Here is a 20,139-nt window from a genome sequence, read left to right on the forward strand (position 1 = left end):
TATTTTGCCCGCGTAAATTGTGTCGGATGGGAAAACTAAATGACGTGCGTTTGTATGTAGTTGTCTTTATACTGCTATGCCTGAATAACATCGCCTGTAAATCATCGAGCAGCCATACGGATGACTTGGAGAAACAAATCACCTCTGCCTTCTACCATTGGAAAGTCACTTATAATCCAACCCGTCCAGAAGTAAGAGAACTTAAACGATTGACTGTCAATAAGCTGTATGTTCACTTCTTCGATGTAGACTGGGATGCCCGCACTCGCCAGCCTGTACCTAAAGCCTTTGTTCAATTTCAGCAAAAGCCCGTTGGCACCATCGTGCCGGTCGTGTTTATTACGAACCGAACCCTGATGAATGTGTCGCCAAACGGACTTCCTGAACTGGCAACCCATATTACCCAGGCCATAAAAAGGATCAGCCAGAAAAGTGGATTGGATTTCAGTGAAGTACAGGTTGACTGTGACTGGAGTACAAGCACCCGCGACCGATACTTTCGGTTATTGACGCTACTTAAAAACCGGCTCAACTGCCCACTATCGGCAACGATTCGGCTGCACCAGATTAAATACACCGACCAGACCGGTATTCCACCCGTTACACGTGGTATGCTGATGCTCTATAATGTGGATGACTGGAAACGGGCCGACACGCGTAACTCTATTTACGATCCAGACGTAGCAAACCAATACCTGTCGTTTGTATCAACATACCCTTTGCCGCTCGATTTGGTGATGCCACTTTTTCGCTGGACGATCGTGTATCGCAACAATCGTTTCCTGATCTTTTTAACTAACCTTGATCGGCAAACGCTGGCAAAAAGTCACTTTCTGGCTCCCCAGTCGGATAGTACCCGATTTGTTGCCACCCGCGATACGTCGGCATTTGGTATTGCTATTCGTCGGGGTGATTTGTTCCGGTCCGAAGCGGTTCCGTCTGATCGGCTACTTCAGGAAAAAGCCCGTTTACTCAATCAGATTTCCAACCAACGGCTTACATTTGCTTTATACCACCTAGACTCTACCATTCTATCTTCGTATCCGCGTGAAACGCTTCAAACCCTCCTTCAGTCTCCGAAACTTCCGTAGACCAGCCCTTTTAGTGGCTATCTTACTTGGCTTTGCCTGTGGCCCCTCGTTCGATCTGAACGAGTTTATGAGCTTTTTTATGCCTGAATCGGCAACAAGTCAACCAGAGGATAGTCGCTATTTTTTTACCCCGCAGTTCTACAATGATCCCGAAATCGCGGAGCAGTATAGCGATAGCATTATAGTGGATGAAAACATAACGGCATGGGCAAGTTACGTGAGAAATAGCCTGTCTGAAACGCAAATCTATAAGGCATTGTACCGCGAAGAGCCTGAGGCCGTCAGTGCACTAAAGGCGAAGTTGGAACGTACCAATTCCCCTGCGGTAGCGTACCTGGATTTCGCCTGGGCTGCTGATGATGGTCAGGGAAATCCCTGGGAGCCAAATCCAACTCAGGCTGATAGCACGAAACTGCCTGAACTGCTTGAGGATGCCAGAACGGGTTATCGGACAACGACAGATGCTTTTTTGAAGGAGCGATACGCCTTTCAAGCCGTCAAACTAGCCTGCGAAATCGAAGCGTATAAGCAGGCGCAGCAACTGTATGATCAGTTGGTTAAACCGCTATCTAAACATACGTTTATGAGTGATTGGGCCTTATGCCGTCGGGCGGGGGCTACGCTGGCACTGGGCGATACCGCACAAGCCATCTATGAATTTGCGCAGGTATTCGACCGGTGCCCATCGCGCCGGAAAGCGGCTGAAACCAGCTTGCGTAAGTATGGCATCCGCTTTCGGGAGGAGGCACTGCAATTCGCAAAAACGGATAACGAACGGGCGGCCGTTTACGCCCTCTGTGCCATTCAACCGGGCCAGGATGCGCTGGAGTTTCTGAAGGAAATGGTGCGACTAACTCCGAAAAGTCCACTAATTGAGCTGGTCATGGCCCGGGAGATCAACCGGAATGAGTATTACTTTTTTACAACCGATGAGCAGTACGTAAGAAACAGTCTGAGCGAGAATCCGGATTCGGTGCGGTTCATCAATCGAAAGAATGAGTCGGCTTCCTACTTTGATAAACTGCGGTCGTTTGCACTGGAGTCAGCGGAGAATCAAGCGCTTGGTAATGCTTCATTTTGGTACACCGCGGCCGCGTATCTGGATTACATCGGGAAAGACTATAAAGCCGCGCAATCGCACCTGGATGAAGCTGTACTAGTGCCATCGACCAATGCCAATCTAAAAAAACAGATCACCGTGCAGCGTATGTTACTGCTGGCTGCACAAACGGAAACGATTACACCGGAGGCTGAAAATCAACTGATTGGGTATCTGGAAGAATTTGATACGACGGGCAACTTCCGATTGAATAATGCCTTTGTGTCTGTTTGTAAGCAGTTTGCAACTACCTACCGGAACAAGACCGAGCCGAAAAGCGGCTGGTTAACTGGATGTAGTCGCTCCAAAACAGAGCCGGTTGATGGGCCAAGTGAGGCCAAAGCCTATTTGCTGACAATGCTTACCACACAGACAGGAAGTGATAGCTATTTCGCCAGCACAACTGATCCAAATACGATTGAAGATACGGTTTCGGCTGCTACTGTAGAACAGACAATTGCCTTTGCCAGCCAGCCTAAAACTGATTTTGACAAACGATTGCTGAACTTATCAGGCCTGACCAGGGATTACCTGAGCCTGTTGTTAGGGCGTCGGTTGATGATGGAGCACCAGTATGCAAAAGCGGCCGATGCATTTGCAAACGTGGACCCGAAAACCTGGGCGAATGAGGCCTTCTCGATGTACTTTCAGCAGAATCCATTTGCCATTAAAATGCCTCAGGTAAAAACGGCCGATGGGAGTGTGAACTTTCCGGCTGAAGCAAAAGAAAACCCGTATACACCTGTTCAGTTTGCTAAGCGTATGGCTGAACTGGAACAGCAAGCCAAAGCGGCTTCGGGCGATAAAGCTGCTGACTTGTATTACCAGTTAGGCTGTGGAGCCTGGAACCTGAGCTGGTATGGTAATGCGTGGTTGCTGGTAAAATCGTACTGGAGTGCAGGCGAACCCCCGGTTTACGACCTTCCATCCAATCCAGTTGCGAAACAAAAACGCATCGATCAGCTTATGAATACGGATTACTATACAACAGCACACGCCAAAGGGTATTTTGAGCAGTCTGTGAAAGCAGGTAAAACCCCCGCCATTACCGACCGATCTGCCTACATGGCTGCCCGTTGCGAAGCACATTCATTTTCCTTACAACGTTCCATCGAGCAGATGCGCAATGGGTATGTGTACGAACAGGATTCTACGTTTGTGAAGACTATGCTGGCATTGCGTAAGGCTAAATTTGCCAGCGCGTATACTAACTTCTTTAAAAACCACAGGCGTACAGCCTTTCACAAAGAAATGATTCGGGAGTGTGCGATGTACAAAGATTTCCTGTCATTTGGGGAGCAGGCTGATCAGTAGAAGTTAACACGGAACTGCATGCAGCTCTGTCTCTCAACCTTTTTTAACTATGGGCACTGGCGCAGGAGGAAATTTTAATTGGATTGCTCCGGTATACGATGCCCTTGCTTTCATTGTCTTCGGTCATAAACTACAACAGGCGCAGGCCGTATTCCTGAGTCGTATTCCGACGGGTGCTTCGGTATTGATCGTTGGTGGAGGAACGGGCTGGTTGTTGGAACAGGTATTACGTCGCTGCCAATCTAAACGAATCGTTTACCTCGAAACATCGACACAGATGGTTGCTCGTGCCAGTCGGCGCATGGTTCAGAAAGCGCTGGTTGGGTCAGTTGAGTTTCGGGTAGGGGATGAGTCAAGCCTCAAGCCAGACGAGCGGTTTGATGTCATCCTGACGCCCTTTGTGCTGGATCTGTTTTCTGCGCAAACATTACAGACTACTATTATTCCTCAACTTCGTACCGTCTTGAAATCCGGTGGGTTATGGCTCGCCACTGATTTTGTAAAGCCTCCATCCAACTGGCAGAAAGCCTTGTTATGGGTGATGATTCGCTTTTTTCGGCTCACAGCAGGTATCCAGGCTCAGCACCTGGCCGATTGGCAAAAACTTCTTTCGGAAGCAGGCTTACGCTGTGAAAAGCGACAGACCGAAGTAGGCGGGATGGTTTCGGCGGAGGTTTGGGGGCAGGTCAACTAAATGTCGTGGTGTTGGGCCGGGTAGCCGGTGCCCCAAGCCACAACATTTAATCGACCTTTTGCAGTCGATTGTATTTCTTCAAAACGCTCTGCATTCGGTCGTGGGGGAGAGCATACACTTTATGATTATTGATGCCCTCCATTGTTTCTGCTGCAACGAGGGCATTGATGATGGCTTCTTCTGTGGCTTCTACGGTTGCCTTAAACACCGGGTCCAGACTTGACTTATCAACGGATTGGTAGGTTGTTAATTTGGTTGTGGAGTCCTGTTCGGCTTGCCTGGTCGAAAAGGCCATAAAAATGTCGCCCGAGCTGTTGGTACCATACGTACCCGTGCGGGCAATCCCCATCGTAACGCGTTTGGCGACTAAGTTCAATTGGGAAGACACGAGCGGCACATCCGTTCCTACGATAGCGATGATCGAGCCATCTTTCTCGTTGATAACGGGCATCTGATCCGAAATTTCCTTTCCTACAGGCATGCCTGCAACCAACAAATCGGGTCGGCGGCCGAAATTGGCCTGCACTAAAACACCAATGGTATAGGTTCGATTACCAATTGTAAAGGTTCGTGAAGCTGTACCGGTTCCACCTTTGAATGCATAGCAAACCATACCCGTACCTCCACCCACATTACCTTCCTGAATCGCACCGGAACCAGCACTTTCTAAAGCCGAAAATACGTGCTCCTTCTGTATGTGGAGGCCATTTATATCGTTTAATACACCATCCCAGGTTTCGCCGACAATGGGTAGTCCAAAGGAAAAATCAAGCGGATTTTTGGTCGAGAATTTCTGGTGGCACCAGGCACCAATCGCATCTCTGACAACACCAACACTGTTGGTATTCGTGATACCAATTGGGCCGTAACCCGTTCCGTAATCATGGATGTACGGAATGCCGGTCATTTCACCGTCGCCATTGAAAATGAAATAACCCGCCGGGTAGCTTTTATCAGTTTTACCAACGGGCATCACCACCGTTACGCCGGTTCGGATGGGACCGCTTCCCAGAACCCATTTGCCTGACCCTTCAATTCTGGTTTTGTATCCAACCAGCACACCCGGTACATCCGTAATGGCATTAAATTTTCCCGGCGTCCCATTGAATGGAATGCCTAAATCACGGGCTCTGGGTTTACTGGCAGTCTGCGCCAGTACAGTTGTAGCCGCAAAAAGTAGGAGAGTAAGCAGATAGTTCATCAAAGTCCCCGGAACATCTTCACCAGGTTCTTAAGGCCACTTATGTCGTACCATTCTTCCGTACCCAGATTGAGCCATTGGCCTTCCTGTTTCGGGCGTTTGAGCAGGGCATCATCAGGGTCGTAGTCGTTGTTATAAACCTGCCCCATAACGTGTTGCAACGTTGACCACGGAAGCATTTTGGTCTGTTCGCGTCGGTTTTCTACCGTCGTTATTTTAACGGTTCGGTCGGCAAAGGAAGCGGTTAGCCTAATTTCCTGCTCACCCGGCTGACCTCCGATACTCAGATATACTAAGTCAAATGGCCGTTCCCGCCCAACGGCTTCATAAGTCGCCTGGATGAGTTCCTGCATTAAATACTGCCAATCATCGGCTTTGGCTGGCTTTCCCTGAGATTTGGTTCCGTTATCCGTCTCAAGCGTTATGTCCCAGAAATCATCGTCTTCGTCCAGTTCGTCTTCGTTAATTGGTTGCAGACGCGTTTTACGGACCAGATTAGCGATGGCCTCCCACCAGGTTTTGGGTAGCTGACCTGACCATACATAATCGTCATCACGCGTGAACCCTTCCGCAATTAATTCATCGTCGTCGATATCATCACGATCGGGATAGGTGATGTCGATATTGACCTGAATAGCGTTACCAGCAACTTTATCAAGGTTCAGGGTATAAAAATACGCATAAGGTGCAGGTAAGGACCGGGCGGTCTGAAAGCGAATCTGAAGACTTTTGAAAGACATAAAACGTCGGTTAACAGGTCGCAAAGTTAGCGTATTTGTGCAACTGTCGCTTTTTGATCAACCTTACCGGTGGGTGTTTCTGAAAAGTGAGCCACTGCAATGAGTTCTTTTGGTACAGCATAGGGGCCTAATTTTTTCCGAACGGCTTCCTGCAGAAGCACCCAGGTATCGCTATCCAGGTTATAATTACCCTGCTCCCTGCCCCCTGCTCCCCGCTCATAAACGACCGCCACCCGTTGCCCCAGCCGTTCGTCTGGCAAACCCGTTACAAAAAGGCGTCTATTCGTGCTTTCGCTACCTAAGTCTAATTTAGCTAGCTGATTCATGATCACGTGTTCTACCTGTTCGGGCTGTATTTTTACTCCGCCACTATTAATAACCCGGTCGGCCCGACCTACTAGTCGAAAATGTGTAGGATCAATTAAATCAACAACATCGTTTGTCTGAATCCGCTCCCCGTTCGTAGCTGCTGAGGTGATGTGCAGACACCCGCGCTCATCAGTGCCGAGTTCGACTCCCTTGAGGGCCGTAAACAAGTCACTGGCATTGGGGCCATTGAGTCGTCGGAGAGCGATGTGGGAGACGGTTTCGGTCATGCCATAGGTGGCATATACAGGAGCGGTTATTAGGTGTAGCGCTTTTTCCAGAGATGGGCTCGTGGCTGCTCCCCCCACCAAAATGGCCTTCATGCCGTTCAGTATGGCTAGTTTGGTTAACCAATCTGGCGAACTGCTAGATGCTAAAATAGCCTGAAGCTGCAGGGGTACGAAGGCTGTAAATGCAAACCGTTCTGTAGAAAAATCAAGCAGTGGATTGCTGGTTGGTTCAATAATGGTCATGGGTAAGCCCAATTCCAGCCCACGAACAAGCATCATGACACCCGCTACATAATGAATGTTCAGGCAAACAAGGGCGGCATCACCCGCTTGTAAACCAAGTGTTTGCCCGGTCAGATACGCACTCGCCTGCATTTGCACCCGCGTGAGCCGAATTGGTTTAGGCGTTCCGGTCGAGCCAGAGGTATGAAGCGTAAATTCGGGCTGACCACTCAACCAGGCTCGACAAAATTCCAGAGCCTCCGCTTCATACGGTGTTTGCGGTAAAGGCCACGAGTCAGAATGGGTGGGGGGGAGGAACATGATGAAATGGGAAATGGATAATGTAAAATGGATAATGAACAATGGATGAGGTAGAGGACTATCACTCATTATTCATTACCCATTATTCATTATCCATTTTACATTATCCATTATAAAATTCAATTATGCACCCGCACGGTACCCGCTGTAAGATTTGGCTCGGTCGTATACTTAGTTAGGGGGAGCGTGGCGGGACCAACAACTACTTTGCCAGACGTGTCGAAACGGGAGAGATGAAGCGGACAGTAAAACATGTTATCCGCTGATTTATAGACGAGTTGGGTTCCCTCGTGGGTACAGTCGGCTGAGACGGCTACAAACTGGCCATCTTGCGTCTGGGCCACTATAACCCCATTCGCGATCACGTAACCGCCTTTTACCAGCAGGTTTTCGTTTGCTTTATCATCCAATCGAAGGGTAAAATTGACTTTCTGGCTTGGATCAGGAGTGGGGTCCGCATTGCCTTGTCCAGAACAACCGGCCATACAGCGTGTTAGCAGAATGGTGCCAATGCTGGTGCCGACTAGCCGCAGAAACTCCTGCCGATGCATTGTTGACTGATCCATTGTAGGAAGGGTAGTTTCCATAACGGTTTTCGCGTACTTTTGTGGCATTGTGCCGTTTTACGGTGTAAAGATGCGTTATTTTTTGTCATTCAACGACAGCGAACAAACACGTTTGCAGGGCGGTTACCCAATTAACAACTATGGAAGAAGCGAAAGTTATCATCAATCCGATTTCGCCGGATAAAGTTGCCGAAGCACCAGGCCTGCTGGACTATGCACACACAGCCGGTAGTGCTGTTATTCGCCCCGAAGACAAGGGTAAGATTACTGGACGGGCGGTGGCGGCCATGCGCGAACAAACGGACATGCAGCTTAGTCAGCTGTACAAGCAAATGCAGTTGCTGGCCGAACAGGCTACGGCCATTCGGAACCGTGTCGAAATCTCGGAGCGAATTTACTCGGCTCAAATGAATTTTGAGCCTGTGGTTGGCCATACCTATCATTTTTATCAGCGAAAAAACGGCACCGATCTGCTCTCAATGATTGGTCCAAACGAATGGGGCCGTAAGTTTCCGTTTGAACGCTGCCTCGCCACCGTCCGTATGATGGCCGATCATACCTGGGATGTACAGTATCACGAAACCAATTATGAAAAAATGGATAATGAGTAATGCATAATGTACAATGAGTCTATCTAAGCATTCATAATCCATTATCCATTACTCATTATCCATTATCTATAAGTCATATGCAAAGCAATTACCCCTGGGAAACCATTAAAGAATACGAGGAAATTCTGTTTAGCTATTACGACGGAATTGCTAAAATCAGTATCAATCGTCCTCACAAACGAAACGCCTTTACTCCGCTGACGGTTAAGGAAATGTCGGAAGCGATGGAGTTAGCCCGCCAGGACGAACGGGTTGGTGTCGTTATCCTTACCGGCGAAGGTGGTGAAGCGTTCTGCTCCGGTGGCGATCAGTCCATCCGTGGGCATGGGGGGTATATTGGCGAAGATAAAGTGCCCCGCTTGAATGTGCTGGATCTGCAAATGCAGATCCGGCGTATTCCGAAGCCCGTTATCGCTATGGTTGCGGGTTATGCCATTGGTGGTGGGCACGTTCTGCATGTCGTTTGTGACCTGAGCATTGCCGCCGATAACGCCCGGTTCGGGCAAACTGGGCCTAAAGTGGGTTCGTTCGATGGCGGGTTTGGCGCTTCGTATCTGGCACGGGTGGTGGGTCAGAAAAAAGCCCGCGAAATCTGGTTCCTGTGCGATCAGTACGATGCACAGGAAGCGCTGGATATGGGACTGGTCAACAAGGTTGTTCCTCTCGAGCAACTGGAAGAAACAACAATTGCCTGGTGCCATAAAATTCTGGAAAAAAGCCCGATTGCGCTCCGAATGCTCAAAGCCTCCTTCAATGCGGAACTGGATGGGCAGGCGGGTATTCAGCAGTTGGCGGGTGATGCCACACTGCTCTATTACCTGTCCGAAGAAGCGAAAGAAGGAAAAGATGCCTTTCTGGAAAAACGAAAGCCAGACTTCAGTAAGTTTCCGAAGTTTCCGTAATGGGAGGTTAAGTACCCGGATTTTTTTAGATTATGAACCAAAAGCGACTCTGAAAGTTGCTTTTGGTTTTTCTGGCGAGAATTATCACCCTCGCCAGAAAAACCAATGTAGCCACCTGACTAACTACAGTTGCTTGTACTAATTTCACGGGCAATCAACCAGTTTCATGACAAAATTCACGTTGCTTGCACTTGCTCTTTTCGTTACTATAAACTTATCGGGCCAGTCAACGTCTAACCCGTTACCGAAGCGGAGGTCGATCAACAGCCTTCGTAATCAACTTGAGCAGATTGCCCGAACAGCTCAGGGGCGGGTAGGGGTGACCGCCACCGTTCTCGAAACAAGCGAAACGGTAACCCTGAACGGTGATAAGCAATTCCCGATGCAAAGCGTCTACAAAATGCCGATTGGTATGGCTGTATTACAGCAGGTCGATCAGACGAAATTGACGTTGGAGCAAGTTGTCCATGTGACGCCGAGCGAGTATGTATCAGAACGGCAACATAGCCCACTCCGGGACAAATATCCAACTGGTGCGGATGTCAGCGTTGCGGAATTACTACGCTATGCTGTATCTGAAAGTGACGGTTCGGCCAGTGATGTGCTGTTACGATTGGTGGGTGGGCCGCCGGTGGTAATGACATACCTCAAAAAGCTGGGTGTAAACGGGATGATCGTGGCCAATACCGAAAAGGAAATTGGTAGCGACAACGCGGTTCAATACCGCAACTGGGCCAAACCCAACGAAGCTGTTATCTTGCTGCGTGCTGTGCAGGAAGGTAAGGGGCTTTCTGCTTCCAGTCGTACGCTATTACTGCGCTTATTGACGGAAACAGAAACGGGCCTTCATCGGCTGAAAGGGTTGTTACCAGCAGGAACCATAGTCGCGCACAAAACCGGTACATCCTGGACCATAGATGGACTAACGGCCGCCACCAACGACGTGGGGTTGATAACCTTACCCAATGGGCATCATATCGCGATTGCTGTGTTTGTTTCGGACTCTAAAGCGGATCAGACTACGCGAGAAGGTGTAATTGCTAAGGTTGCGCAAGCTGTATGGAATCATTGGAAGTGAGCAGCAGTGAGAGTATAGTTGCTTAAACTTCGCCATGCACTTTTAAGTTAGGTTCCCAACTACTCTTAGTGCAACCCCTATGCTCACCCTTGATTCTCTTCTGCTTGGTTACTCTCTTTTTATACTAACGGCTTCATTTATAAACTTAATCAGGCTCGATTACTGGTGGATTCGAATGTGGGATTTTCCGCATTTACAACTTACTGTACTGGCTGCACTTGGCCTTCTTGCGTGGCTTTTAGTGGGTCATCATCGGGATGGTTATCTGATCATTGTGCCTATAGGGCTTCTGGCGACGCTCTTTTATCAGGGCTGGTTAATTTATCCGTTTACCCCGCTCCATCCAAAACAGGTTCTCTCTCTGTCACATCGGGATGGCAGTAAGCCTTCTGAGTCCAGTACTATACGGCTGCTAACGGCAAACGTGTTTATGGAAAATACCAAGATGCCAGAAGTGCTGGCCTTGGCCAACAAATACAAACCTGATGTACTTTTTGTGCTGGAAGCCAATCAGAAATGGCAGGATGAACTAGCTCCTTTACAGGAGACCCATCCGTACCAAATACTGTATCCTTTAGAAAATACCTATGGGCTTCTACTATACTCTCGTTTTCCAATTCGGCACCATGAACTCCGTTTTCTAATTCAGGACGATATTCCGTCTGTTTATGCTCAGCTTGAATTACCCTCAGGCCAGTTAATCCACTTTTATGGGGTTCATCCGATGCCTCCCAGCCCCACAGAACACTACCGATCTACTGAGCGGGATGCAGAACTCTTGCTGGTTGGTAAAGAAGCGCGAACAAAGTCTGGGCCCGTCATTGTAGCCGGCGATTTAAATGATGTAGCCTGGTCGCACACCACCCGACTGTTTCAACGAATTAGTGGATTATTAGATCCTCGTGTTGGGCGAGGCCTGTTTAATACATTTCACGCGGGCTATTTCTTTCTTCGCTGGCCCCTGGATCACGTATTTGTTTCGGGGCACTTTCAACTACGGGCGATCCGACGGTTGCCCAATTGTGGGTCGGATCATTTTCCAATGTTTATTTCATTAGCATACGTAGCTAAATCTGTGGAAGCAGAAGTCGAGATTCCCAAGCCCGATGAAGAGGATCTGGAAGAAGCTCACGAAAAAATAGCGGAAGCGAGCTAAGGCGTAAAGAACCGCTTATTGTCCTGCTTAGAGCAGATTAAGCGTATACTTGGGCATATGTTCGTCGTCGGTCATCAGCCAAAGGTTTTCTACTTGCTCTTGCGCAATCAGCAGCCAGTCGAACGGGTCTTTGTGGTGAAACGGCAGCGATTGAAGTGTACTCAGATGTGCCAGACGAATGGGTATTACGGTAATTTCGGTCGGAACTAGTTCTTCGAGCGGACACCGAAGGTCTAACTTACCAAGACTCGATTTGATAGCCATTTCCTATAGTCTGGCCACACTGAAAAATTTGATATGGGTGGGATCTTCAATAATCTGGCTTTGTGTTAAGCTCAGGCGAGGGTTATCGGTCAGGTGCCAGAGTAGAATGTGAGTATCAAGAAGTATATTCATGCAAGGTATACTCCTCAAAATCAGCCAAAGGGGCCGTAAAATCGTCGGCGATGAACCCAATGGCTGCCTGACCCGAACCACGTTTGATCGAAACCGATGAGGATTCACTTCGGGCTGGTACAGCATACTGATTAAGGGTTCGCTGCAGATCGGCAATTAATTGCTGCATCTGGCGATACTCGTCTTCAGGGATCGTGATGGTGTTCATAAGTTCGGTGCGTTTTTATTCCTCAACAAGAACGCTTTCGGTAAAGTTTGATCAGGCGTGCACTGTGAATATACAAGTTTTATGTCTTGTGTACCGAGGGAAAACCTATATAATCATTGGCTGTCATAACTTATTGGAGAATTTTATGCCAAATAAGCGTTCTCTGGGGCTATTTTGGGTAAAAATGTGTAGGTTTACTGTACCTCGTTCATCTTCAGATATATACCTCGTTATGTCTACCCGCAGGACCTTCTTCCGCCAAACGGCAGCCGCAGCAACCGGTGCCCTCGCACTGCCTCAGTTTTTGCCTGAAACCTTTGCCAGCCCTATTTCTACCGCCGATTCCGGGCTAAAATCAGCGGCCCAATGGGCACAGGATGAAGACTTCTGGTCGTGGGTGAAATCGGAATATACGGTTTCGCCTACGTTACTTAACCTTAACAACGGGGGCGTTTGTCCGCAGCCCAAAGTGGTGCAGGATGCGCATATCCGGTTTTACCAATATTGTAACGAAGCGCCATCGTACTACATGTGGCGGATTCTGGATCAGGGTCGCGAATCCCTGCGCGAAAAACTGGCTGACTTAGGCGGCTGTTCGCCCGACGAAATTGCCATTAACCGGAACGCCACCGAAGGACTAAATACGGTTATTTTCGGACTGAATCTAAAAGCGGGTGATGAGGTAGTGCTGACCAAACAGGATTATCCCAACATGCTTAACGCCTGGAAACAGCGCGAAAAACGGGATGGCATCAAGCTCGTGTTTCTGGATTTAGAGTTGCCCAGCGAGGACGATAAATACCTGACAGAACAATATGTCAAGGCATTTACACCCCGAACGAAAGTGGTGCATATTACCCACATGATCAACTGGATCGGGCAGGTAATGCCCGTTCGGAAAATAGCCGATGAAGCCCACAAACGCGGCATTGAAGTAATAGCCGATGGTGCCCACTCATTCGCCCTTTTCGATTTCAAAATTCCCGATCTCGGTGCTGATTATTACGCTACCAGTCTGCATAAGTGGCTTTGTGCGCCCTTTGGCAGTGGTATGCTGTACATTAAGCAAAACAAGATTCGCAACGTGTGGGCTTTACTGTCGAACAACGAACCCGACGGCCCAGATATTCGGAAGTTCGAGAGCCTGGGTACGCGTTCCTTTGCGTCTGAAATGGCCATTGGTACCGCCGTTGATTTTCATAACAGCATCGGCTCTGCCCGTAAGTTTGCCCGCGCACATTACCTTAAAAATTACTGGATGGAGCGGGTTAAGGACTTACCCGGTGTTAAAATCCACACCTCGCTCAAACCTGAATTTGCGGGTGCCGTTGGTCTGTTTTCCATCGACGGTATGAAGACCAGCGAGGTGGATGGGCAATTACTGAACAAGTACAAGATTCACACAACCGGCATCGATTGGGAGAATATTCACGGTGTACGGGTAACGCCCCACGTGTATCATTCACCAAAAGACCTTGATCGGCTGGTGACGGCTATCACCCAGATGTCGGAGAAGCAGGCTTTGGCCGGTAAGCAGAAGAAGAGTTAATTTAACGTTTAGTGTATCTGGCAGATTTACGCAGCGGATGAATAGATTCTGCGTAAATCTGCTTTTATTTTTGGGCGTATACGAGAAACCAATCAAGCCAGTAGCGCTCCTTGTTAGACTATGGATCAATTGAAATGGGGGATTATTGGTTGCGGAAATGTGACCGAAGTGAAAAGCGGCCCGGCTTTTACTAAAGTGCCAAATTCGAGTTTAGTGGCTGTTATGCGGAGAGATACCGAGAAAGCCGCCGATTATGCCAAACGCCACAATGTGCCTACCTGGTACGATGATGCCGATGCTCTGATCAATGATCCCAATGTCAATGCGGTTTATATTGCCACCCCTCCCGACACCCATGCCGAGTATGCTATTCGGGCGATGCGCGCTGGTAAACCGGTCTACGTAGAAAAACCGATGGCCCGAAATGCGGCCGAATGCGAAGCCATGAATCAGGTGAGCCGGGAAACCGGTATGCCGTTGTTAGTCGCGTATTACCGTCGGGCGCTGCCGTATTTTCTGAAGATAAAAGAGCTGATCGATGAGAAAGTTATTGGCGACATTCGGTATGTTCGGGTTCAGTTGAATTGGCAACCCTATGACGAAGAAGTGGGTGAAAATCCAAAGCCAAGATGGCGCGTAGATCCCGAGATTTCGGGGGGCGGGCATTTTCACGACCTAGCGTCGCACCAGTTCGATTACCTGGAATATGTGCTTGGCCCCATCAAAACCGCCAGTGGAATCGCCCGGAATCAGGCTGGCTTATATCAGGCCGACGACATTGTTGTGGCCAATTTTGAATTCGAATCGGGCGTTCTGGGAACTGGCACCTGGTGCTACACAGTGAATAAGGAACAGCGCATCGAAGAAACGCAGTTCATTGGGTCAAAAGGGAAAATCTCCTTTTCCTTTTTTGAGATGAAACTCATCAGGGTAGAAACGGAAGCTGGAACCGTCGAATACACCATTCCAGCCCCAGAAAACATACAACAACCTCTCATTGAGTCGATCGTGAACGAACTTCGGGGCGAAGGAAAATGCCCTAGTACGGGAGAAACCGGAGCCCGCGCCAATGCTATTCTTGATCAGATTACGGCGCGCTAACTTGAGAAAATTTAAGCGAAGCTAGATTACATTATTTACTGCCTGGTATGACCCCGATGGGGTCAAATATTTATAGCAAATGGAGCCTGTACTATAAACATTTGACCCCATCGGGGTCATACAGGAATAGAGCGAATTCTGAGTAAATACTGCCTGAACTCAGTAATCGTTTCTAGAAATTCGGGTCGTTCCGAGAATGTTCGGGTAACGCTTTTTTCTTCGCTGCTTTTTCAGCGACCATGCGCTTGACACCCTTTAAGAACCGTTCGTACGCTTCCCGATTAGTGGTTGTTGGCTGTTGCGTTTCCATCGTCTTCTTGATTTATACCATCGAAGATACAAATTTTTCATTGGAAAAGTTGTATAGTGCTCGTTGTTGGGCAAAAAGGTGACTAACACCATTTTCTAGGGATAATCACAGTCACAAAGATATTTTACATACAAATGCTGAATTAATAATTCCATTTTACATACATTTGGAGAATTAATTAAATCAAAAGCATAATCCCATGAAGGGGAGTAACCTGGGGGAATTTGAAGAATTAGTGTTGCTAACGATAGCTGCACTTGTGAACGACGCCTATAGTGTGGCCGTTTGCGATGAACTGGAGAAACACACCGGGCGGGCTGCGAAACTGGGCGTTGTGCATGCCGTTCTGAATCGACTGGAAGAGAAGGGGTTGGTGAAAAGCCGGATGGGGGAAGCGACCAGTACCCGAGGGGGTAAGCGCAAACGCTATTACGAAGTGACACACGCAGGTAAAGTGGCGTTAACCAACGCTAAAGATGTACGGGAGTCCCTATGGCGTATAATTCCCGGATTTAATCTGGAGGGCTCCATATGAACCGATTCGATAACCAGAACAATCGGTCAGGCGACAAATCACAGGTAGCTCAACCACCCCGATGGGCGCAACGCTTGATTCGGTGGTATTGTCGGCCCGACTTACTTGAAGATTTACAGGGCGATCTGAATGAATATTTTGAGCGCAACCTGAAAACCAAAGGGCCTAGACGTGCCCGGTGGATTTATTGCCTCGATGCCCTGAAGTTTTTCAGACTATACACCATTCGAAAACCTGATTTCCTCAACCTTTTTATTCACTGGATCATGATTGGCAGCTACCTCAAAACCTCCCGGCGCAGTCTGGTGCGCAACAAATTATTCTCCTTCATCAACATCTTCGGACTGGCCGTTAGCATGTCGGTGGGTTTGCTCGTTATTTCCCTGATCTCCGATTTCCTCTCGTACGATGACTTTCAACTAAAAAAAGACCGAACATACCGGGTCATTACGTCGTATCAGAACCTGGATGAGCCCGCTGTGGAATTAGCGTCTACTTCGGTAAAAGTTGGGCAGGAAATTCGGAAAACGGTAGCCGGAATAGATGAGCTAACGATTCTTCGCAATGGGTTTTCGGGCGATGCCCATGTAGGTGAAACGGTTGTACCATTCGATGCCTATTGGGCAGATAATTCATTCTTCAAGGTATTTTCATTCCCATTACTAAAAGGAGATCCGGCTACGGCTCTCAAAGAGCCTTATTCATTGGTGTTAACCGAAAAAACGGCAAAAAAGCTGTTCGGTGATGTTGACCCGCTGGGCAAGTTCGTCCGATTTGATTCGCTGAATTATACGGTTACGGGCATTGCGAAAGATGTTCCCAAGCTGTCGCACTTACGGTTTGATGCCCTTGTTTCGTTTGCTACGGCTGATGCGTTGCTAGCCAAAAAAGATCCTAATTTTTATGGCTGGGAAAACGTCTGGCAGAACTATGTCTACCTGGTTCTGCCCTCAACCAGTGATCCTGAATCGTTACAACCGACGCTCGATAAACTGAATGCGAAGGAGAATGCTGCGCTAAAAAATAGAAAGTTTACTGTGGCGCTTCAGCCGTTAAACGAAGTTGTATTAAGCAAGCGACTCGATAATTCGATTGGGCCCACCATGCGGCCAATTGCTATCTGGATTTTAGGGGGGCTTGCTTTCATTATTATCCTATCTGCCTGTTTTAATTACACCAATCTCTCCATCGCCCGCTCACTCCGACGCTCTCGGGAAGTAGGCATCCGTAAAATTATCGGTGCGATGAAAAGCCATGTACTCGGGCAGTTCATGGCCGAATCGGTGATCATTGCCCTAATGGCCCTGGTGTTTTCATTTGGCCTGTTTTTGTTCTTACGAACGCAATTCCTGGCCCTCGATCCCCACATCGGTGATCTGGTCACACTCGATCTGTCACCCCGAATCATTCTGTATTTTCTCGTTTTCGCGATGGTGGTCGGTCTTGCTGCCGGTTTTTTGCCGGCCCTGTTTTTCTCCCGGATCAACGCACTCCAAGTCATAAAAGATGCGTCAACCGTAAAGGTATTTCAGCGGATCAGTATGCGTAAAGCACTGATTGTTATTCAATATACACTCTCGTTGATTTTTATTGCAACTACCCTGATCGGCTACAATCAATACCGGGGCCTGGTTCTGTTCGACTTAGGTTTTACAACTGAAAATATTTTAAATATTCGGTTGCAGGGGAATAAAGGGGATGTATTGGCCAAAGAGCTATCGGAAATTCCGGCTGTTCGTGAAATTTCTCAATCCATGATGATTACCAGTCTGGGCAGTATTCATGGAACAAACATGAAATATACCGATCCCCGCGACTCGGCAATGGTATGGCTCAACCAGGTTGATGAGCATTATTTGCCCGTGCATAACCATAAGCTGGTCGCTGGTAAAAACTTTACCCTACGCCCGAAGAAAGGAGAAGAAAGCGAAGCCATCGTGAATGAACAGGTGCTGAAACGGTTCAACATTGCCAAACGAGATCCTGAAAAAGCGCTGGGCAACGTGGTGACTGTCGATGGGAAGAAGCTCACCATCGTGGGCGTACTAAAGGATTTTCATTATGGAACGATGGATAAGAAGATTGAACCTGTCATGTTCCGGTATTCAGCCGACGAGCCCTGGGGATACCTGAACGTCAAGATCGCATCGACCGATTTGCCTGCTACCATGGCGAGTATCGACAAGGCATGGCGGAAGCTTGATAAAGTTCACCCGCTGGAGGCTAAATTTTATGATGATCAGATTGAAGAGGCTTATAGCCAGTTCTCGGTCATGGTGAAGGTGATCGGCTTCATTGCGTTCCTGGCCATCTGCATTGCTTCTCTGGGTCTATTTGGGATGGTGGTATTCACTACCGAAACTCGGTTAAAGGAAATCAGTATTCGTAAAGTATTGGGAGCCACCGAAGGGGGACTGGTTTTTTTGCTGAGTAGAGGATTTTTAGGGCTACTTCTGGTCGCTAGCTTAGTTGCCCTTCCGGCTACTTACTTCTTCTTCGACAAAGTTGTTCTAACCAATTTCGCCTACCACCAGCCCATCGGCCTGAGTGAATTGGTAATCGGTATCGGGCTGGTAATGCTTCTTGCTTTCTTGATGATTGGCTCCCAAACGTTAAAAGCAGCCCGGAATAATCCCGCCAAGGTGTTGAAGAGCGAGTAGGAAGATAGCGCGAACGAACCGGGCCGCCGATGCAGACGTTCGCGCTATCTAACCGACCGATACCAAGCCCCAACGGCGCCTAGCCACCCTAATACCAGCCACACGCCAACGGGTACGCCAAACATGATCGCCAGCAAGCCACCAATAAACGTGGCTAAAATGCCCGACAGCCAGCGGTCGGGTTCAATCGTGCGGCCGTAAGCAAGACTGTGCAGGAGTAACAACGCACCCCAGCCCGTCAGCCAGAGCCAGATGACGTAATCGAGCCGGATTTCGGTTGGGCAGTTGCGAACTAAAATCAGGAGTTCGGGGAGCCAGATCAGACCATAGGTGAGTACGTACCGACCGAATCGCTGTAGCCAGGACAGAGGCAGGTTTTGCAGAAAAAGCAAATACTTCTGCTCGAACGCGCTGACCTGTCCGCCCACTTGCGAATGGCCTAATACGGCCAATAACAAACCGATGAGGAGCAATCGTTGGTCGTAATCGTCGGTTGGGTAGAGTCGGCAAACGCCAGCCAGTAAAAGCCCCGAAAAGGCTTTTGTTAGCACGAGCGAGAGTGGTTCGTGCCGCAGCCAGTAAGTTGGAAAGAAGAGTTCGTACGGGAGCTGAAAGTTGAGATGCGGTAACCGGAGCGAATCGGGGCTGGGGTGACGGAGTCTATAGTCGGCCAGAGCGGCACCGGTACCAATCAGAATCAGGATTACGAGAACAATTGCACTTAATGAATCCCAGCGTTGGTAATGAACACCTAACTGCACCATCCAACCTGCATAGGCAATAATGGGAAACAATAAACCCGTTTGAATCGTCAGCCACAACGCCCAACGCCTGGGTGCTGGTATGAGCCAGAATGTTTGCAGAAACAGGTGTTCTGGAGCCGTTAACTCCTGCCAGATAAATGAAATCGTTTTCAGGAGGTACAGGAACCACAAAACGAACACAATGGCCAGAAAGAATGGTGAGCCAAGGGCGGCTGTAATCAACGCCTTGTGTTCGACAGCACTCAGAAAGCCAAACGCTAACAGAATGATTACCAGAAATGTGCCCGCGTTTTTGGCGTAGAAGGGGCCAATGAAAACCCGATTGAGAACGGTCAGCATGGTAGGATTAAGTTGTGGGTGTAATAATCCCGGCGCTTACCTGCCAAACACTGGTGATGGGCAAGCCAGTTAGGCTGACATCCTGGTGGGACGTCAGCAGAAACGACACTCCCTCGTTCGTATGGAGTTGACGGATATACTCGAATAATTTCTCGGCTGTAGCTACGTCTAAGGTCGTTAGGGGTTCGTCCAGTAACACTAGTTGGGGAGCTCCAAGTAGTGCCAGAAGAAGGGATAGCTTCTTGAGCATGCCGCTCGAAAACTGGCCAGTTGGTTTCGTCCAGAACGCATCGACCCCCAGTAAGCCAGCGAGTGTATCGACTTGCTCCCCAGGCGATTGCTTGGCTGTACTGACAAAGCCGACCAGATCGCGGGCGGTCAGGAAAGACGGAAACAGAGGCTCGGCTTCTGCATAGTTGACCCGCATTCGGTACGCCACCGGATCGCGACTGATTTCGTACTTTCCACCCAATACAATCTCGCCTGAGAACGGAAGTAGGCCCGCTACGGTACGGAAAAGGGTGGTTTTGCCAGACCCATTGCCACCCCGAAAATAATGAAAGCCAGTGGGCAACTGGAGTTCCGGCACAGTCAGGGCAATATGCCCATTATAGGCTTTGGTGAGGTTGGAGACGGTGAGCAACTTTTTGATTAATGTAGAATGAATAATGGATAATGGCAAGTTA

General features: G+C 48.7%; 20 protein-coding genes. 11 read left to right on the forward strand and 9 right to left on the reverse strand.

Annotated elements, in window-relative coordinates:
* The first annotated feature begins 26 nt into the window (after positions 1–26).
* The 3 genes from ACYVGO_RS19300 to ACYVGO_RS19310 are packed head-to-tail and all read left to right on the forward strand — an operon-like array spanning position 27 to position 4,198.
* Entirely contained in the window at positions 27–1,091 is a 1,065-nt protein-coding gene (locus tag ACYVGO_RS19300; protein WP_460970630.1) for a hypothetical protein, read from the forward strand.
* Positions 1,048–3,504 (forward strand): hypothetical protein, encoded by a 2,457-nt coding sequence (locus tag ACYVGO_RS19305; protein WP_460970631.1) that lies wholly within the window; start codon positions 1,048–1,050, stop codon positions 3,502–3,504. Before ACYVGO_RS19300 ends, ACYVGO_RS19305 begins: the two co-directional genes overlap by 44 nt.
* Positions 3,505–3,553: 49 nt before the next feature.
* On the forward strand, positions 3,554–4,198 hold the full coding sequence (locus ACYVGO_RS19310) for a class I SAM-dependent methyltransferase (protein WP_460970632.1): 645 nt from the start codon (positions 3,554–3,556) through the stop codon (positions 4,196–4,198).
* Between the two features lie 46 nt (positions 4,199–4,244).
* On the opposite strand, the gene ACYVGO_RS19315 is transcribed toward ACYVGO_RS19310, so the two are convergent.
* The 4 genes from ACYVGO_RS19315 to ACYVGO_RS19330 form a co-directional block, all read right to left on the reverse strand.
* Positions 4,245–5,399: a DmpA family aminopeptidase gene (locus ACYVGO_RS19315; RefSeq protein ID WP_460970633.1), complete on the reverse strand. Its 1,155-nt coding sequence runs from the start codon at positions 5,397–5,399 to the stop codon at positions 4,245–4,247.
* A complete protein-coding gene (locus ACYVGO_RS19320; protein ID WP_142773396.1) occupies positions 5,399–6,139 on the reverse strand; it encodes a hypothetical protein in 741 nt (246 codons plus the stop codon). The genes ACYVGO_RS19315 and ACYVGO_RS19320 overlap by 1 nt, the downstream gene beginning before the upstream one ends.
* A gap of 26 nt (positions 6,140–6,165) precedes the next feature.
* A complete protein-coding gene (locus ACYVGO_RS19325; protein ID WP_460970634.1) occupies positions 6,166–7,278 on the reverse strand; it encodes an AMP-binding protein in 1,113 nt (370 codons plus the stop codon).
* Positions 7,279–7,397: 119 nt separating this feature from the next.
* Positions 7,398–7,865, reverse strand: coding sequence for a QcrA and Rieske domain-containing protein (locus ACYVGO_RS19330; RefSeq protein ID WP_460970635.1), 468 nt, complete (start codon positions 7,863–7,865; stop codon positions 7,398–7,400).
* A gap of 119 nt (positions 7,866–7,984) precedes the next feature.
* Here ACYVGO_RS19330 and ACYVGO_RS19335 point away from each other — a divergent pair, with 119 nt between their 5' ends.
* The 4 genes from ACYVGO_RS19335 to ACYVGO_RS19350 all read left to right on the forward strand — a co-directional run bounded on the left by ACYVGO_RS19335 (position 7,985) and on the right by ACYVGO_RS19350 (position 11,591).
* Positions 7,985–8,455 (forward strand): DUF2452 domain-containing protein, encoded by a 471-nt coding sequence (locus tag ACYVGO_RS19335; RefSeq protein ID WP_460970636.1) that lies wholly within the window; start codon positions 7,985–7,987, stop codon positions 8,453–8,455.
* A gap of 77 nt (positions 8,456–8,532) precedes the next feature.
* Entirely contained in the window at positions 8,533–9,357 is an 825-nt protein-coding gene (menB, locus tag ACYVGO_RS19340) for a 1,4-dihydroxy-2-naphthoyl-CoA synthase (RefSeq protein WP_460970637.1), read from the forward strand.
* A gap of 166 nt (positions 9,358–9,523) precedes the next feature.
* On the forward strand, positions 9,524–10,435 hold the full coding sequence (gene bla / locus ACYVGO_RS19345; protein WP_460970638.1) for a class A beta-lactamase, subclass A2: 912 nt from the start codon (positions 9,524–9,526) through the stop codon (positions 10,433–10,435).
* A 79-nt stretch (positions 10,436–10,514) separates the two neighbouring features.
* Positions 10,515–11,591, forward strand: coding sequence for an endonuclease/exonuclease/phosphatase family protein (locus ACYVGO_RS19350; RefSeq protein ID WP_460970639.1), 1,077 nt, complete (start codon positions 10,515–10,517; stop codon positions 11,589–11,591).
* Positions 11,592–11,618: 27 nt separating this feature from the next.
* Here ACYVGO_RS19350 and ACYVGO_RS19355 read toward each other — a convergent pair whose 3' ends face one another.
* Together ACYVGO_RS19355 and ACYVGO_RS19360 are read right to left on the reverse strand one after the other, a co-directional pair.
* A complete protein-coding gene (locus ACYVGO_RS19355) occupies positions 11,619–11,855 on the reverse strand; it encodes a type II toxin-antitoxin system VapC family toxin (RefSeq protein WP_460970640.1) in 237 nt (78 codons plus the stop codon).
* Between the two features lie 115 nt (positions 11,856–11,970).
* Positions 11,971–12,195, reverse strand: a complete 225-nt coding sequence (locus tag ACYVGO_RS19360; RefSeq protein ID WP_460970641.1) for a hypothetical protein — start codon at positions 12,193–12,195, stop codon at positions 11,971–11,973.
* 232 nt (positions 12,196–12,427) lie between these two features.
* On the opposite strand from ACYVGO_RS19360, the gene ACYVGO_RS19365 reads away from it, so the two are divergent.
* Both ACYVGO_RS19365 and ACYVGO_RS19370 read left to right on the forward strand, forming a co-directional pair.
* Positions 12,428–13,744, forward strand: coding sequence for an aminotransferase class V-fold PLP-dependent enzyme (locus ACYVGO_RS19365; protein WP_460970642.1), 1,317 nt, complete (start codon positions 12,428–12,430; stop codon positions 13,742–13,744).
* A gap of 120 nt (positions 13,745–13,864) precedes the next feature.
* A complete protein-coding gene (locus ACYVGO_RS19370) occupies positions 13,865–14,845 on the forward strand; it encodes a Gfo/Idh/MocA family protein (RefSeq protein ID WP_460970643.1) in 981 nt (326 codons plus the stop codon).
* A 172-nt stretch (positions 14,846–15,017) separates the two neighbouring features.
* On the opposite strand, the gene ACYVGO_RS19375 is transcribed toward ACYVGO_RS19370, so the two are convergent.
* Positions 15,018–15,155: a hypothetical protein gene (locus ACYVGO_RS19375; RefSeq protein WP_460970644.1), complete on the reverse strand. Its 138-nt coding sequence runs from the start codon at positions 15,153–15,155 to the stop codon at positions 15,018–15,020.
* Positions 15,156–15,354: 199 nt separating this feature from the next.
* On the opposite strand from ACYVGO_RS19375, the gene ACYVGO_RS19380 reads away from it, so the two are divergent.
* Positions 15,355–15,690: a PadR family transcriptional regulator gene (locus ACYVGO_RS19380; protein WP_142773385.1), complete on the forward strand. Its 336-nt coding sequence runs from the start codon at positions 15,355–15,357 to the stop codon at positions 15,688–15,690.
* Positions 15,687–18,350 carry an ABC transporter permease gene (locus ACYVGO_RS19385; RefSeq protein ID WP_460970645.1) on the forward strand — a complete coding sequence of 888 codons (2,664 nt, stop codon included), beginning with the start codon at positions 15,687–15,689 and terminating at the stop codon, positions 18,348–18,350. The genes ACYVGO_RS19380 and ACYVGO_RS19385 overlap by 4 nt, the downstream gene beginning before the upstream one ends.
* A 44-nt stretch (positions 18,351–18,394) precedes the next feature.
* On the opposite strand, the gene ACYVGO_RS19390 is transcribed toward ACYVGO_RS19385, so the two are convergent.
* Positions 18,395–19,453: a hypothetical protein gene (locus ACYVGO_RS19390; protein WP_460970646.1), complete on the reverse strand. Its 1,059-nt coding sequence runs from the start codon at positions 19,451–19,453 to the stop codon at positions 18,395–18,397.
* 7 nt (positions 19,454–19,460) lie between these two features.
* Positions 19,461–20,096: an ABC transporter ATP-binding protein gene (locus ACYVGO_RS19395; RefSeq protein WP_460970730.1), complete on the reverse strand. Its 636-nt coding sequence runs from the start codon at positions 20,094–20,096 to the stop codon at positions 19,461–19,463.
* Between the last annotated feature and the right edge of the window lie 43 nt (positions 20,097–20,139).

It is taken from the genome of Spirosoma migulaei (genome assembly GCF_054776855.1).